The 15,638-nt window shown below is 66.7% G+C and carries 16 protein-coding genes; 10 read left to right on the top strand and 6 right to left on the bottom strand.

Annotated features, from left to right (window positions below):
- Positions 1 to 51: 51 nt before the first annotated feature.
- Positions 52 to 1,269, bottom strand: a complete 1,218-nt coding sequence (locus tag AC6CIE_RS11340) for an ABC transporter substrate-binding protein (RefSeq protein WP_175137348.1) — start codon at positions 1,267 to 1,269, stop codon at positions 52 to 54.
- A 214-nt stretch (positions 1,270 to 1,483) separates the two neighbouring features.
- Between AC6CIE_RS11340 and AC6CIE_RS11335 the strand changes: the two genes are divergently transcribed.
- On the top strand, positions 1,484 to 2,404 hold the full coding sequence (locus AC6CIE_RS11335; RefSeq protein WP_175122934.1) for a LysR family transcriptional regulator: 921 nt from the start codon (positions 1,484 to 1,486) through the stop codon (positions 2,402 to 2,404).
- 27 nt (positions 2,405 to 2,431) lie between these two features.
- On the opposite strand, the gene lptF is transcribed toward AC6CIE_RS11335, so the two are convergent.
- Positions 2,432 to 3,535, bottom strand: a complete 1,104-nt coding sequence (gene lptF / locus AC6CIE_RS11330; protein WP_175122935.1) for an LPS export ABC transporter permease LptF — start codon at positions 3,533 to 3,535, stop codon at positions 2,432 to 2,434.
- A gap of 57 nt (positions 3,536 to 3,592) precedes the next feature.
- Here lptF and AC6CIE_RS11325 point away from each other — a divergent pair, with 57 nt between their 5' ends.
- The 9 genes from AC6CIE_RS11325 to AC6CIE_RS11285 all read left to right on the top strand — a co-directional run bounded on the left by AC6CIE_RS11325 (position 3,593) and on the right by AC6CIE_RS11285 (position 12,475).
- On the top strand, positions 3,593 to 5,101 hold the full coding sequence (locus AC6CIE_RS11325; protein WP_218345216.1) for a leucyl aminopeptidase: 1,509 nt from the start codon (positions 3,593 to 3,595) through the stop codon (positions 5,099 to 5,101).
- A 22-nt stretch (positions 5,102 to 5,123) separates the two neighbouring features.
- Complete coding sequence (locus AC6CIE_RS11320; protein WP_191576738.1) at positions 5,124 to 5,585, top strand: DNA polymerase III subunit chi; 462 nt, start codon at positions 5,124 to 5,126, stop codon at positions 5,583 to 5,585.
- Between the two features lie 52 nt (positions 5,586 to 5,637).
- Entirely contained in the window at positions 5,638 to 6,105 is a 468-nt protein-coding gene (locus AC6CIE_RS11315) for a hypothetical protein (protein ID WP_498092239.1), read from the top strand.
- A 145-nt stretch (positions 6,106 to 6,250) separates the two neighbouring features.
- Entirely contained in the window at positions 6,251 to 6,961 is a 711-nt protein-coding gene (locus tag AC6CIE_RS11310) for a Bax inhibitor-1/YccA family protein (RefSeq protein ID WP_175122939.1), read from the top strand.
- A gap of 130 nt (positions 6,962 to 7,091) precedes the next feature.
- Positions 7,092 to 8,009, top strand: coding sequence for an aldo/keto reductase (locus AC6CIE_RS11305; protein WP_498092238.1), 918 nt, complete (start codon positions 7,092 to 7,094; stop codon positions 8,007 to 8,009).
- A 4-nt stretch (positions 8,010 to 8,013) separates the two neighbouring features.
- On the top strand, positions 8,014 to 9,303 hold the full coding sequence (locus AC6CIE_RS11300) for an NTP/NDP exchange transporter (protein WP_498092237.1): 1,290 nt from the start codon (positions 8,014 to 8,016) through the stop codon (positions 9,301 to 9,303).
- A gap of 90 nt (positions 9,304 to 9,393) precedes the next feature.
- A complete protein-coding gene (locus AC6CIE_RS11295; RefSeq protein ID WP_343737468.1) occupies positions 9,394 to 10,350 on the top strand; it encodes a Bug family tripartite tricarboxylate transporter substrate binding protein in 957 nt (318 codons plus the stop codon).
- A 31-nt stretch (positions 10,351 to 10,381) separates the two neighbouring features.
- A complete protein-coding gene (locus AC6CIE_RS11290; RefSeq protein WP_498092236.1) occupies positions 10,382 to 11,371 on the top strand; it encodes a M14 family metallopeptidase in 990 nt (329 codons plus the stop codon).
- 3 nt (positions 11,372 to 11,374) lie between these two features.
- Positions 11,375 to 12,475, top strand: coding sequence for a pyridoxal-phosphate dependent enzyme (locus tag AC6CIE_RS11285; protein ID WP_343737470.1), 1,101 nt, complete (start codon positions 11,375 to 11,377; stop codon positions 12,473 to 12,475).
- A gap of 8 nt (positions 12,476 to 12,483) precedes the next feature.
- Here AC6CIE_RS11285 and AC6CIE_RS11280 read toward each other — a convergent pair whose 3' ends face one another.
- Genes AC6CIE_RS11280 through rnc form a run of 4 tightly spaced genes read right to left on the bottom strand, consistent with a single transcriptional unit; the run spans position 12,484 to position 15,637 of the window.
- Positions 12,484 to 13,392 carry a LysR family transcriptional regulator gene (locus AC6CIE_RS11280; protein WP_343737471.1) on the bottom strand — a complete coding sequence of 303 codons (909 nt, stop codon included), beginning with the start codon at positions 13,390 to 13,392 and terminating at the stop codon, positions 12,484 to 12,486.
- 16 nt (positions 13,393 to 13,408) lie between these two features.
- Positions 13,409 to 13,996 carry a DNA repair protein RecO gene (recO, locus tag AC6CIE_RS11275; RefSeq protein WP_175122946.1) on the bottom strand — a complete coding sequence of 196 codons (588 nt, stop codon included), beginning with the start codon at positions 13,994 to 13,996 and terminating at the stop codon, positions 13,409 to 13,411.
- The gene (gene era, locus AC6CIE_RS11270) at positions 13,989 to 14,879 is read right to left on the bottom strand and encodes a GTPase Era (RefSeq protein ID WP_056321933.1); all 891 of its coding nucleotides are present in this window, start codon (positions 14,877 to 14,879) and stop codon (positions 13,989 to 13,991) included. The genes recO and era overlap by 8 nt, the downstream gene beginning before the upstream one ends.
- Positions 14,876 to 15,637, bottom strand: coding sequence for a ribonuclease III (rnc, locus tag AC6CIE_RS11265; protein WP_175122947.1), 762 nt, complete (start codon positions 15,635 to 15,637; stop codon positions 14,876 to 14,878). The genes era and rnc overlap by 4 nt, the downstream gene beginning before the upstream one ends.
- Position 15,638 lies beyond the last annotated feature (1 nt).

The raw sequence follows: 15,638 nt of genomic DNA, 5'->3' as shown, positions 1-15,638 counted from the left end.
CGCGTTCTTGGATCGAACCGGGCCCGCGGGACAACGCCCGCGGGCCTCGGATTATTTCTTCACCAGCGGGCAGCTCGAATCGGCCAGGGGCTGGAAGGCTTCGGCCGCCGGAATGGTGGCCACCAGCTTCGAATAGTCCCAGCCGCCCTTGGAGTCCGCGGGCTTCTTGACTTCGTACAGGTACATATCGTGGATCACGCGGCCGTCCGGGCGGATCGACGCGTTGCGCATGATGGGATCCTTGATGGGAATCTCGCGCATCTTGTCGGCCACGACCTTGCCATCCGTGCTGTTGGCGGCGGCCACGGCGCGCAGGTAATGCAGCACGCTGGAATACACGCCGGCCTGCGTCATGGTGGGCTTCAGGCCGCGGAAGGCCTTCTCGAAACGGCCGGACCACTCGCGCGTGGCGTCGTCGTAGTCCCAGTAAAAGCCGTCCACGTAGGACAACCCTTGGGCGTTCTCCAGGCCGAGCGCACGCAGGTCGGACAGGAAGATCAGCAGCGAAACCAGGCGCTGGCCGCCGGCCACGATGCCGAACTCGCGCGCCTGCTTGACCGCGTTGACGGTGTCCTGGCCGCCGTTGGCCAGCGCCACCACCTGCGCCTTGGAGCTTTGCGCCTGCAAGAGATAGGACGCGAAGTCGGGTGCGTTCAGCGGATGCCGCACGCTGCCGGCCACCGTGCCGCCCAACGCTTTCACCGCCTTGGCCGTGTCGGCCTCCAGCGAGTGGCCGAACGCATAGTCGACGGTGATGAAGAACCAGGACTTGCCGCCCTCGCGCACGGTGGCTTTGGCGCCGCCCGCCGACTGCGAGTAGGTGTCGAACATCCAGTGAAAGCCGACCGGCGAGCATTCCTTGTTGGTCAGGGCCGTGGTGGCCGGACCGGAGAACATCACGACCTTGTTCTTTTCGCGGGCGATGCCCTGCACGGCCAGCGCCACGGCGGAATTGGTGAGGTCGGCGATCGCGGTGACGCCGTCGCGGTCGAACCATTCACGGGCGCGCGCGGCGCCGACGTCCGCCTTGTTCTGGTTGTCCGCGGACACCAGGTCGATCTTCATGCCTTTGCATTCCGCCGCAAGGCAGTCGTCGATAGCCAACTGCGCCGCGGCGACCGAACCTGCGCCCCCCATGCCGGCATAGGTGCCGGACATATCCGTCAGAATGCCGATCTTCACTGGCGGCTTATCCGCCGCATGGGCCTGCCCAAGCAAACCGGCGCCCAGACACAAGCCTGCGGCGAGCCCGCGTGCGTGCAATTTCATGGATTTGTCTCCTGAGTTTTTATGCGCTGAGTGTTAGCGTTGTGGCGCCGTCTTCGCGGCCTGCGGTCCCAGGGCATAGCCCAAGGCCAGCCGATCCAGTGTAGATGTGTGAAAATCAACAAGCAACACCAGAAATGCACATTCCTTGTGCATTCATGCACACACATAAAAACCCGCGTTGCAGCGTGCTGCCGGGGCCTTGGAGCGATGGATCTTGCTTGATTGGGACAGCCTGCGGTATTTCCTGGAAGTGGCGCGCACGCAGCGCGTCAGCGCAGCGGCGCGCAAGCTGGGCGTGGAACACACCACGGTGTCGCGCCGCATCCGGGCGCTGGAAACGGAACTGGACACCCTGCTCTTTGAAAAATCCCGCAGCGCGGGCTTCGTGCTGACGGACGACGGCCAGCGCCTATTCGTCCATGCCGAGCAGATGGAAAGCGTCGTGCACACCGCGCGCGAGAACCTGTCCGGCATCGGGCAGGCGCTGTCGGGGCATCTGCGCATCGGCGCCACCGAAGGCTTCGGCAGCTATGTGCTCACCCCGCTTGCCGCAGACTTCCAGCGGCGCTATCCGCACATCACGCTGGATATCCTGCCCGTGCCGCGCTTTGTCAGCCTGTCCAAGCGCGAGGCCGATCTGGCCATCACCATCGAGCGCCCGCAGCGCGGTCCGTATGTGTGCAGCAAGCTGTGCGACTACACGCTGCGGCTGTACGGCACACCTGGCTATCTGGCGAACCATGCGCCCATCACGCGCCGCGAGGACCTCGCGGATCACACGTTCATTGGCTATGTGGACGAGCTGCTGTTCAGCGAGCGCCTGCGCTATCTGGAAGACGTGCTGCCGGCAAGCAAGGTGGTGCTGCGCAGCACGAGCGTCGTGGCCCAGTACCACGCGGCGCTGCAGGGCCAGTCGCTCGCGATCCTGCCGTGCTTCATCGCGGCCCAGGATCCGCGGCTGAAACCCGTGCTGCAGGACGAGATCGCCATCACGCGCTCGTTCTGGATGTACTGCCACGAAGACCTGCGCAAGCTCAAGCGCGTGACGGTGCTGTGGGAGTTCATCCGCAAATCGGTATTGAAAAACGCCGACCTGTTGGCAGGCCGGCGTGGAACGATGAAGTATCTGCCTTGAAAGCGCCGGCTGGCGGCGCCCACTACGCTAAGCGCTGTTCTTCGGCGCCTTCACGCGCAGGCGGCGCATCAGCAGGAAGGCGGTCAGCAGCGCGACGGCGCCGTGGATGAGCCACACGCCCAGACCAAAACTGAGCTTGCCGTTGGAGATCCAGGCGCGCGACAGGTTGATCAGGTTCATATAGAGCAGACCGACCAGACCAGCGATGAGCAGGTCGCCCGAACGCCCAAGCCGCGGATTTACCGCGCCCAGCGGAATGGCCAGCAGCGCAAGATTCAGCGCGGCGAGCGGCAGCGAAATCCGCCACATGACCTGCGACCAGCTGCTGTTGGTGTTGTCTTCAACCAGCTGCGGCGTGCTGCGCGCCTTGGAGGACCGCTCTGCCGCCGCACGGGCCTCGGCGACAGGATCGCCGCCCGACTTGCTTTCGAGGCGCAGGCCGTATTTTTCGAAGTGCACCAGCCGAAGCTCGGGGGTACCCGGCTTCAGATCGTAACGATGGCCCTCGCCCAGCACCAGGAAGCGGTCGCCGTTGGGCAGGGTTTCGCTGTGCGCGCTGCTTGCGGTCAGCACGCTGAGCCATTCAGGACCGATCTCGCGCGCGAAGACGTTGCCGAGTTCGTCGCTGGGATTGACGGGGTCTTCAGCAAAGAACACGCGGCTGCCGCCGGAGGATTCAGCGAATTGGCCGGCAGTGACCTTGGACAGGTCGGAGCGTTGTTCGAAGCGTTCGTGGTATTCGCCGATCTGGCGGTAGGCCCAGGGCGACGCCACCAGCGTCAGGCCTGCCACGGCAATCGCGACGGGGACCGCCACGCGCAGCACGGGCTTGAGCCAGTCCGCCAGCGACAGGCCGCTGGCGAACCACACGACCATTTCGGACTCGCGGTAGTTTCGGGTGACCGTGGTCAGCACCGCGATGAAGATCGAGACCGCCAGAATGGTCGGTAGCGCGGTGATGGTCGACAGCGCGGCAAGCACGACCACCACGTCCGCTCCGATGTTGCCTCCCGCGGCTTCACCGAGCAGGCGCACGAGAAGCACGCTGAGCCACACGACGAGCAACGTGGAAAAGACAACGCCAGCGTGACTGGTGATCTCGCTGACGACAGAGCGTTTGAATAGAGACATGGGAGAATATGCGGGATAATCGACCGCATCATACACAGACGCACACGGGAAACCCTCATGGAATTTAGCACACAGACCACTGCTTCCCTGCACCAGGTCAAAACCGCGGCCCTCGCCGTCGGCGTGTTCGCGGACGGCGTGTTGAGCCCCGCCGCCGACATCATCGACCGCGCTTCCAACGGCGCCGTGCGTGCGGTGGTCAAAAGCGAATTCCGCGGCCGCGCCGGCGCGACGCTGACCCTGCGTACGCTGCCGGGTGTCGCCGCGCAGCGTGTGGTCCTGGTCGGGCTGGGCAAGCAGGAAGAATACTCGGCCCGCACTCACGCGTCGGCCGAGCAGGCATTCGCCGCTTCGTGCGTCGCCGCCCAGCTTGCCGAAGGCGTGTCCACGCTGCTCGCCAATCCCATCGCCGACACCGACCTCATTGCGCGCGCCCGCAGCGCCGCGATCGCGGCCGGCAGCGCGGTCTACCACTACGACGCCAGCTTCGGCAAACCCGACCGCGACGCGCGCCCCAAGCTCAAGAAGATCGTGCAGGTCGTCGAGCGCGCCGACGCGGCACAGGCCCAGAAGGGCCTGCGCGAAGGCAGCGCCATCGCCAACGGCATGGAGCTGACCCGCACGCTGGGCAACCTGCCGGGCAACATCTGCACGCCGACCTACCTGGGCGACACCGCCAAGCGCCTGGCGCGCGAATTCAAGTCCCTGAAGGTCGAGGTCCTGGACCGCAAGCAGGTCGAGGCGCTGGGCATGGGCTCGTTCCTGTCGGTTGCGCGCGGCTCCGAGGAGGCGCTTCGCTTCATCGTGCTGCGCCACGCCGGCGCCAAGGCTGCCAAGAAGGGCGCCAAGGCCGCGCAGGGTCCGATCGTGCTGGTCGGCAAGGGCATCACGTTCGACGCGGGCGGCATTTCGCTCAAGCCCGCGGCCACCATGGACGAAATGAAGTACGACATGTGCGGCGCCGCCAGCGTGCTCGGCTCGTTCCGCGCCCTGGCCGAACTGGAATTGCCGCTGGATGTCGTCGGCCTCATTCCCGCGTGCGAGAACCTGCCCAGCGGCAAGGCCAACAAGCCGGGCGACGTGGTCACCAGCATGGCTGGCCTGACCATCGAAATCCTGAACACCGACGCCGAAGGCCGACTGGTCCTGTGCGACGCCCTCACCTACGCCGAACGCTTCAAGCCGTCGGCCGTGATCGACATCGCCACGCTGACCGGCGCCTGCGTCGTCGCGCTGGGCAACGTCAACACCGGCCTGTTCTCCAAGGACGACGCGCTGGCGGACGCTCTGGCCTCGGCCGGCCGCCGTTCGCTCGACACCGCATGGCGCATGCCCATGGACGACGCCTACCAGGAACAGCTCAAGTCCAACTTCGCTGACCTCGCCAACATCGGCGGTCCTCCGGCCGGCGCCGTCACGGCGGCTTGCTTCCTGTCCCGCTTCGCCAAGGCATACCCCTGGGCGCACCTGGACATCGCCGGCACCGCCTGGCGCGGCGGCAAGGACAAGGGTGCAACGGGCCGTCCGGTGCCGCTCCTGATGCAATACCTGCTGGACCAGGCTTGAAGCGCTGGACGCCGATAGCTCCATGACGCGCATCGACTTCGCCTTCGGCGCGCCGGACCGCCTGCGCATGGCCTGCCAGGTCGTGCGCAAGCGCGTCCTGGCAGGGCAGCGGCTGGTGGTGTATTGTAAAGACGGTTCGCGCCTGTCCGCCTTCGACCGGATGCTGTGGGCGTTCGACGACACGGCTTTCGTGCCGCACGTGCTGGCAAATGATTCGCTGGCCGCTGAAACTCCGGTGGTGCTCACCGCCGGGGATCCGCTGCAGGCCCTGCAGGCGGCGGGGCAGCCCGACCAGCCCCAGCCCTGGCTGCTGAACCTAGACGACGATTGTCCGCCCGGGTTCGATGCTTTCGAACGCCTTCTGGAAATCGTCTCGGACGACCCCGACGACAAGCAGGCGGCCCGGCAGCGCTGGCGAACCTACCTGACGGCCGGTCATACGCCGCAAAGCCACGACCTGAGCCGCAAGGCCCAAGGCGGCTGAACCGTCCCACGCGCGCCCGCGCGCCGCGCTCCACCAGACTACGGGAGTTTCCATGCCCGCTCGCCCATCCGACCCCGGCATCCCCACCCTGACCCATCGGGCCGAACCCTCGTTCCACGACCCGGCCGACGACGACGCCGATGCGCCGCTTTTGACCGAACTGGCCGACGAGGCGGGTCCGGTGTACGAAAACGACCCCTATGAACATGACCCGTTTCCCGTCCTGACGGACGTGGCCGGCGACGACCAGTCGCCGGTGTTGCCGGTCTCGCGGACGTCCGAGCCGGCGGCCCCGCTTGTAGCGCCAACGGCCACCCCGGCGGCGCCTTCGCCCGCCGCCGCCCCCGCGCGCCCCGCCCCGCTGCCCGACGCCACCGTGCTCGCCGCGCGCCTGCAGGCCGAGGTCGAACAGCTCATGCAGCAGGCGCTTGCCGATGCGGTCAAGCAGCTTCAGGCGCGCATGGATGCGGAATTGCCTGCTATTGTTTCCCGCGTGCTCAATGAGGTTCGGCGAGGGTGATCCTCCGCCATGCGCAGGATCAATTTGCCCTGCAACGGGCAGTCCTACTTCTTTCTCAAACTGGATTCTTCAGGGAACTGTAAGGTATCCTTCGCATCTAAGCCTTCTAGGCAATTACCATATTTGCCGTATACAGGAGTTCTCCATGAACGAATATCGTCCGTCCCCTTTTAACCGTTCCGGCTCTGTCGCCGGCGCGCCGGGCGAGGTCGCTCGCAACCAGGTCCTGCGCAACACGTACTGGCTTCTGGCCCTGTCGCTGATCCCGACGGTGCTGGGCGCGGCGGTCGGCCTCTACACCGGCATCAACCGCGTCATGGGCGCCAGCCCCGGCTTGTCGGCCATCGTCTTCCTGGTCGGCGCCTTCGGCCTGATGTTCGCCATTGAAAAGAACAAGAACAGCTCGCTGGGCGTCGTCCTGCTGCTGGCCTTCACGTTCTTCATGGGCGTCATGCTGTCGCGCCTGCTGGGCTTCGTGATGGGCATGAGCAACGGCTCGCAGCTCGTCATGACGGCGTTCGGCGGCACCGCAATCGTGTTTGGCACCATGGCCACGCTGGCCACGACCATCAAGCGCGATCTGTCGGGTTTGCAGAAATTCCTGTTCATCGGCGCCGTCGTGATCCTGGTTGCCGCGCTGGCCAACATCTTCCTGCAACTGCCGGCCCTGATGCTGACCATCTCGGTGCTCGCCATCGTGATCTTCTCGGCATTCATGCTGGTTGACCTGCAGCGCGTGGTCAACGGCGGCGAGACCAACTACGTGTCCGCCACCCTGGCCATTTACCTGGACGTCTACAACGTCTTCTCGAACCTGCTGATGCTGCTGGGCATCTTCGGCGGCAACCGCGAGTAACGCGCCGTCGCCAGACCAGCACCGAAAGGGCCTGCATGCACAACATGTAGGCCCTTTTTCTTTGGCCAGCTTTGTTTGGCCCTCTTCCTTTGGCCCGCCTGTTCACCTTTTTCCTGCCCGGAGCTACGCCATGCCCGATCGCCGCCGCTTCCTCCAGACCACCGCCAGCGCCGCCCTCCTCGGAACCGCGTGGCCGGCATGGGCGGCTGAGCCGGCGCAAGCCATGCTCAAACGCCCGATCCCGTCGACGGGCGAAATGCTGCCCGTCGTGGGACTGGGCACCGCGGACACCTTCAACGTATCGCCGAGCGACGCGTCGGCCATGGCGCCGCTGGCCCAGGTGCTTGAAACGATGCTGAAGGCGGGCGGCACGCTGATCGACACGGCGCCCAGCTACGGCGAGGCCGAGGCCGTCACAGGCGCGTTGCTGGCGCGCGATGGCGGCCTGCGCAAGCGCGTGTTCCTGGCCACCAAGATCAGCACGCGCGGCCACGAATCCGCGATGCGCCAGGTGCGGCAGTCGCAAGAGGCGCTGCGCAGCGACAAGCTGGACCTGATCCAGGTGCACAACCTGATCGACACGCGCAACCAGCTCGCGCTGCTGCGCGACCTGAAACAGCAGGGCGTGACGCGCTACATCGGCATCACGCATTACACGGACCATGCCCACGACGATCTGACCGAGCTGGTTGAAAAGGAAAAGCCCGACTTCCTGCAGGTGAACCTGTCGATCGCCTCGCGCAGCGCTGAAAAGCGGCTGCTGCCCGCGTGCCAGGCCAATGGCGTCGCCGTGCTGATCAACCGGCCGTTCGAGGACGGCGCGCTGTTCCGCCAGGTCAAGGGGGTGGCGCTGCCCAAGCTGGCCGCCGAGATCGACTGCACTTCCTGGGCGCAGATCTTCCTGAAGTTCATCATCGGCCACCCCGCCGTCACGGCCGTCATCCCCGCCACGTCCAAGCCCGCCAACATGGCGGACAACGCGCGCGCCGGCTTTGGCCGACAGCCCGATGCCGCGCTGCGCGACCGCATCGCCGCGCTGCTCGCCTGACGCCATGGCGCCCGCCCCCCTGTCCTGGCGCGCCCGCATGTCGCGGGCGCTGGGCATCCAGGAGGACGAACTCGCTCCCGCCGCCTGCGGCTTCGCGTTTATCTTCTTCCTCTTTTGCGGCTATTTCATGCTGCGCCCGATCCGCGAGACGATGGGGATCCAGGCGGGCGTAAACCAGTTGCAATGGCTGTTCACCGCCACTTTTCTTGCCACCCTCGCCGTCGTGCCCCTGTTTGGCTGGATCTCCACCCGCGTGCCGCGCGCGACGCTGGTGACCTGGGTCTATGCCATCTTCGCGCTGACCATGGTGGGCTTTGCCGCCCTGCTCCACCAGCAGCCCGGTAGCGTCTGGGCGGCGCGCGCGTTCTATGTCTGGCTGTCGGTGTTCAACCTGTTCGTCGTGTCCATCGCCTGGAGCCTGATGGCCGATGTGTTTCGCATGGAATCGGCCAAGCGGCTCTTCGCGCTGATCGCGGCGGGCGCCAGCGCGGGCGGCCTGTGTGGGCCCCTGCTTGGCGCGCTGCTCGCTGGCGTGTTAGGTCCGGCGGGCCTGCTGGTGTTGTCGGCCCTGCTGCTGACCGCCACGCTGCCGCTCAAGCAATGGCTGCTGGCGTGGCGCGCCGCTTCCCGGCCGGAAGTGGGCCTGCAGGACATGCAGCGTCCCATCGAAGGCGGCATTCTTGCCGGGCTGGGGCGCATCTTTCAGTCCCGCTACCTGTTGGGCATTTCGCTGCTGGTCGTGCTGCTCGCCACGCTGAACACGTTTTTGTACATGGAACAGGCGCGGCTGGTCGCCGATGCGTTCCCCGACACCGCCCAGCGCATCCGGGTCTTCAGCGCCCTGGATTTCACCGTGCAGACGCTGGCACTGCTGTCGCAGATCTTCATCACCGGGCGCGTGGCCGCACGCCTGGGTTTGCGGTTCCTGCTGACCGCGGTGCCGCTTGCGGTGGCGCTGGCGTTCCTGGCGCTGGCCGTGTTCCCCGTGTTCGCCGTGCTGGCGGCCGCCATGATCCTGCGCCGCGCCGGGGAGTACGCGCTGATCCGCCCAGGCCGCGAAATGCTGTTCACGGCCGTCACGCCGGAAGACAAGTACAAGACGAAGAACGTCATCGACACCGTGGTCTACCGCGGCGGCGATGCCGCCAGCGGTTGGGTGAAGGCGGGCATCGACATGCTGGGTTACGGCGCGGCGTTGATCGCACTGCTGGGCGCCGTGGTGGCGTTGGGTGCGGCCGCCGTCGGCTATGGACTGGGCAAGCAGGCTGATCGGCGCAACGGCGACTTGCCTTAACTTTTTTTGAATAACCATCTTAGTCAGCCAAACGGAAACGCCGATTCCCGGACGCACAATGGCGCAGCCCTCAACGCCTCGGGAATCGTCATGAAACGCTCTGCCTGCCTTGCCGCCCTGTTGCTTTGCCTTGCCGCGCCGCACGCGCAAGCCGATTACCCCGAACGCGCCATCACGCTGATCGTGCCGGCCGCCGCGGGCGGCAATGCCGACATCACCGCCCGTCTGATCGGTCAGGAGATGAGCCGGCTGCTCGGCCAGCCAGTCGTCGTCGAAAACCGCGTGGGCGCCGGCGGCCGCATCGGCACGCAGGCCGTGGTCCGGGCCCCCGCGGACGGCTACACCATCGGTTATGCCCACGTCGGCACGCTGGTGCTGCATCGGTACCTGTTCAAGCAGCAGCTCTACGACCTGGACCGTGACCTCAAGCCCATCGGCCTGGTCGCCGAGACCCCGAATGTGATCGTCGTGAATGCCGCGTCGCCCTACCGCGATCTGAAAGGATTCATCGAAGCCAGCCGGGCGCAGCCGGACCGCCTGACCATGACCTCGGCCGATCCGGGCACGACCAGCGAAGTCGGCGTCAAGCTGTTCATCGCCCAGACCGGCGCCGCGGTTCGGCAGATCCCCTACAAGGCCACGGCCGCGCAGCTCTCGGACCTGCTGGGCGGCCACGTGGACGCCATGATGGAAAACCTGCCGCCCTTGATCGGCAACCTGAAGGACGGCCGCCTGCGCGCGCTCGCCGTCACCACCCGCAAGCGCGCCGCGTCCAACCCAGACGTGCCGACGGTGGCCGAACAAGGCTATCCGGAGTACGAGCAGTCCGCGTGGAGCGCCCTGGTTGCACCGGCAGGCACGCCCGTTGCCGCGATCTCGCGGTTGAACGCCGCGATGAATCAGGCGTTGCGCTCGGACGCGGTGAGCCGCGAGTTGCGCAGCCGGTCGCAGGAACCCCTGGGGGGCACGCCGCAGGATGTCCAGGCCCAGATCAAAAAGGAGCTGCCCAAGTGGGAAAGCATCATCAAGGCCGCCACGCTGGATTGAACCGCGCCCGAACACCCAACGGAGCCTGCGCATGGCCAACGTAACCCGCGAGGATTTCTCCGTGGCCGCCGCTACCAATGCGTCGGCTTACCGGCGCGTCACGATCCCGGTGTTGCGGATCGAGGCGGGCCCGGGGCCTGCCGTCGCGCTCATCGCAGGCGTGCACGGCGACGAATGGGAAGGCCAGGCCGCCATTCTGGATCTGTGGCATCAGTTGCCGGAGATTCTGCAACGCGGCACGGTCTATCTGCTTCCCGCCGTCAATGCGGAAGCGTCGCTGACCGGCACGCGGCTGTCGCCATCTGACGGCGGCAACCTGAACCGCGCTTTCCTGGGCGAACCGGCGCGCGGCTACACCGAAAGCATCGCGGCGGCCTTGGAGGCTCGGCTGCTTCCCCGGGTGCAGGCCATGGTGGACGTGCACAGCGGCGGCGCGTCGCTGCGCTACCTGCCGTCATCGGTCATCACCCGCTACGGCAACGATGCGTATGACGAGCGTCTGCCGGCGCTCGCGCGGGCATTCGGACTGCCCGACTGCGTGTTCTTTCGCGGCGGCGAGGCCGGTTCCATGCCGGCGGCGGCCAGCCGTCACGGCGTGCTGCGGCTTTCGGCCGAGATCGGCGGCGGCCGGGAAACGAGCCAATCGCTGGCGGACAGCTGCCGCGACGGGCTGCTGGGCTGCCTGGCAGAGTTGGGGTTGCTGTCCCGTCCCGAGTCTGCACACCCCGCCCAGGATGCGCAGGTCCGCCTCTACGACCTGGACACCCCCGCCGCGACGCTGCGTGCCCGCGAGTCCGGCGTATTCGTTCCCGCCGTGGAGCTGGGACAATCCGTGGCCGCGCAGCAGCCCATCGGCCGCCTGATCGAACCGGCACGGCCCGACGTCCCTCCGCGCCCATTGCTCAGCCCACAGGCGGGCACCGTAGTCTGCCTGCGTCCCATCGCGCGCAGTGACGACGGCGATTGCCTGCTGCAGGTCGCGCCCGCTCTTTCCTTGGAATCTCTTGCTTCAAGATACTGACCCATGCAGATGAATCCCAGATTGTCCGGCCTGCGCTGCATCCGCTGCGCAACCCTCTGGCCCGCGGGCGACTATCCCGAAGGCTGCCCTTCGTGCCTGGCGGCTGGGCACCCCGCCACCCTGGAGTGCCAATACGACGCGCCGTCGCAGGACGGCGCCATACCCCTGCCGGTGCTGTCGGCCGTGACGTTGGGCGAAGGCGGCACCCCATGCCTGTCCGCGCCCGACCTGGCACGCGAAGAAGGCGTGGGCACGCTGTGGCTCAAGTGCGAGAGCGCCAATCCCACCGGCAGCCACAAGGACCGCATGTCGGCGCAACTGGTCTCGCGTGCGCGCCTGGCCGGCGCCACGCGCGTCGCGGCGGCCTCCAGCGGCAATGCGGGCGTGTCGCTGGCCGCCTACTGCGCGGCGGCCGGTTTGCAGGCCGACATCGCCATCACCCACAACTGCCCGCCGCTGCAGCGCGAAGCGATGGAGCGCTTCGGCGCACGGCTGCGCGCCTTCGAAGACAGCCTGGGCCGCTGGCCGTACGTGGCCGACCTGTGCCGCAACCACGGCGCGTTCGCGGGCACCAATTACCTCAATCCGCCGGTGGGCACGCATCCGTACGGCGTCGAGGGCTACAAGCCGATTGCCCGGGAAATCCTGGACGACTGCGGCCTGCCCACGGACATCATCGTCCCGACCGCGCGCGGTGACCTGCTGTGGGGCATCTTCCTGGGCTGGCAGCACCTGCTTCAGACCGGACGCATCGCCCGACTGCCCCGGCTGCACGCCGTGGAACCCTACGCCCGCCTGTCGCGCGCGCTGGAAACCGGCGATGCCCGTGGCCAATGGGAAAGCGCGACCCAGCAGTATTCCATTGCGGGCGGCACGTGCACGCTGCAAGCATTGGAAGCCCTGTCGCGGTCGGAAGGAATGCCGGTGGAGACCTCCGACGCGCAGGCCGCGCAGGCCCGGCAACGCCTGGAGCGCATGGGACTGGGCGCGGAACTGTCGTCGGCCGCCGCGCTGGCGGCCGTCGCGCGGCTCAGGCGGGCCGGCAAGCTGGATGCGGAATCTAACGTGGTGCTGATGCTGACGTCCGACGGCCGCCGGGGCTGATTCCCGGGCTACACACCAAACCGTTCGACCAGCGGCGCCAGTGCGCCGCGCAGGCACGTCGCCCAGAACTTGCCGGCTTCGGACAACGGGCGGCTGCCGTGCACGATCATGTGGCATTCGAAATGCACGGGCGCCTCGAGCGGCCGGTAAGTGAGGCCCATGGCCTCCATGCCCAGCGCCGTGGCCGGGTTGGCGATACCCACCCCGTGCCCGGCCAGCGCAAGCTGACACACCGTGCTGGAATACGGCGTCTCGATCGCCACGCGCAGGCTTTGACCGGCCTGGCGCAAGAGCGCATCCAGCCGCTTGCGCGATCCGTCTTCGGCGTTCAGCGCAATCACATCGACTTCGGCCAGATGGGAGAAATTCACCGATTCCAGGCGCGCCAGCGCATGGCTGGCGGGAAACACGGCCACCGCGCGCAAGCTGGCCAGACGATGCCCGCGCAGCCCTTCGAGTTCGGATTCATCGGCCACCGCCGCCAGGTCCAGCTCTCCCGAGACCACCATGTCGCGCAAGGTGTTGGAATCGCGTATCTGCAGGTATAGCGGCGTATCCGGATAGCGCACGCGAAAACGCGATATCGCATCGCTGACGATCGCGCCGCTGTAGGCGTGGATGCAGCCGATGCGCAGCCGCGGCTGCGCCGCGCCGCGGATCGCCCGGATCTTGCGTCCCAGGCTTTCCAGGCCCACATTCAAGCGGCGGATCTCTTCATACAGCAGCGTGGCCTCGGGCGTGCGCTGCATGCGCTGGCGGACGCGCTCGAACAGGCGCAGCTCGATGCTGGCTTCCAGCGCGGCCAGCGTTGCGCTGACGGTTGCAGGCGACACGTCCAGGCGCCGCGCGGCGGCGGTGACGCTTTCCGTCTCGTAGACGGTGCGGAAGGTTTCGACCTGTTTGAGCGTGAACGTCATGAGGCCGGCGGGGGAATCAGATGCGTTGCAGGTCCAGCAGCACGCGCCGCGTGGACAGCGGACGGCCCGCCAGGATCTCGGCCAGTCGCGCGCGCAAGTCGGTGCGCAAGGCGGGCTCGATGGCAGGATCGTCGAAATCGGGCGGAGCCTCGTCGACGCCGTAACCCGTTTCGCGCAGCAAGGTCCATTCGAAGCGGCGCAGCGCCCCGGCCGCGCGGGTGCCGGCAGACAGTTGCTGCAAGGCCATGTCGTATGCGTCGAACAACAGCGGATGCGCGTCCTCGCGCGGCAGCAGGCGCAGCAGCAGTTCGTTCATGTACCAGGCGGACATGAGCGCGGCCCCGGCCAGCGGCCGGATGCCGGCGATCTCGGCGCGCGTCAGCGTCTTGACCTCGCCGTTGCCCGTCCAGGACAGCAGCAGCGGCTGGAAAGCCGACAACACGGGGCGCAAAACGGAATAAGGGCGCTTGGCGCCCTTGGCGACCATGGCCACGCAGCCATGATCGCGAGAAAAAGTCTGGACAATCAGGGAGGTTTCACGCCACGCGGTGGCGTGAAGCATGAACCCCGGTCGATCCTGGACGCGTGGCGCCCGTCTACTCATAACCCAAGTCGCGCAGCGCACCCTCGCGGTCGGACCAGCCCTTGCGCACCTTGATGTAGACCTCCAGATGCACGGGTTTGTCCAGCAGCTTGGCAATGTCCTGCCGCGCCTCGGTGGCGATCCGCTTCATGTGCATGCCGCCCGTGCCCAGCAGGATGGGCTTGTGGCTGTCGCGCTCGACGACGACACAGGCGTTGATGGTGGCGCCCTTGGCGGTCTCTTCCCATTGCTCGATGACGACCGTGCAGCCGTACGGCAGCTCGTCGCCCACCAGGCGGAAGATCTTCTCGCGCACCAGTTCGGCGGCGATGAAGCGCATGGGACGGTCGGTCAGCGTGTCTTCCTCGAACATCGGCTCGCCTTCCGGCAGGCGCGATGCGATTTCGTCAAGCAGCTGGTCCAGTTGCTGATTCTTGGTGGCGCTGACCGGCACCACGGCGCCGAACGGATGCTGCGCCATGATCTTGGACACGAACGCGAACAGATCGTCGCGGTTCTTCAGCGCATCGATCTTGGAGACGACCAGGATCGTACGTTCGGGGTTGGGCAACAGCGGCAGCAACTTGGCGTCGCCTTCGGACCACTTGCCGGCTTCAACCACATGCACCACCACGTCCACGTCGGCCAGGGCCTGCGTGACGACGCGGTTCATCATGCGGTTCATCGCGCCACCGTGGCGCGTCTGGAAACCGGGGGTATCGACGAACACGAATTGCTCGTGCTCGCGCGTCAGCACACCGTGGATGCGGTGGCGCGTGGTCTGCGCCTTGCGCGACACGATGGAAATCTTGGAACCGATCAGGGCGTTCGTCAGCGTGGACTTGCCCACGTTGGGGCGGCCGACGATGGCAACGAAGCCGGTACGAAAAGGGGTATCGCTCATTTAGTCTCTTGAGCCACTGCCACGGGCAGCGACAATTGCGCGGTTTTGCGCGCCTTGCCCGACTTGCGGGCAGCCTTGGTGGCCGGGCTGACGGCCAGCGCGGCCTCGAGCGCCAGCTTGGCGGCCGACTGCTCGGCGGCGCGGCGGCTGGCGCCGGGCGCCATTACCTTGATATCGAGCGCCGGAATGGCGCACTCGACTTCGAACTGCTGGCTGTGGGCCGCGCCGTGCGTGGCCACCACCGTATACAGCGGCAGGGCCAGCTTGCGGCCCTGCAAAAATTCCTGCAGCAAGGTCTTGGCGTCCTTGCCGAGTGTTTTGGGATCCACGGATGCCAGCACCGGCTGGTACTGGCGCACGATCACGCGGCGCGCTGCCTCGAAACCCGCATCCAGGAAGACAGCGCCGAAGATCGCTTCGACCGTGTCGGCCAGAATGGACGGGCGGCGGAATCCGCCGCTCTTGAGCTCGCCTTCGCCCAGACGCAGGTACTGGGACAGTTCCAGCCGCTGGGCGATATCTGCCAGCGACGCCTGCTTGACCAGGTTGGCCCGCAAACGCGACAGATCGCCTTCGTCGATTTTTGAATAGCGTTCGAACAGCATCGCCGCCACGACGAAGTTCAGCACGGAATCCCCAAGGAATTCCAACCGCTCGTTATGGCGCGCGCCGTGGCTACGGTGCGTCAGCGCCTGTTCAAGCAAGGCCGCATCACCGAAGTGGTAATCCAGGCGGTTTTCTAGCGTGGCTAGCGACATA

This window comes from Achromobacter sp. GQ309 (assembly GCF_059759315.1).
The sequence above is the reverse complement of the archived record's forward strand: the minus strand, read 5'-3'. Positions and strand labels throughout refer to the sequence as shown.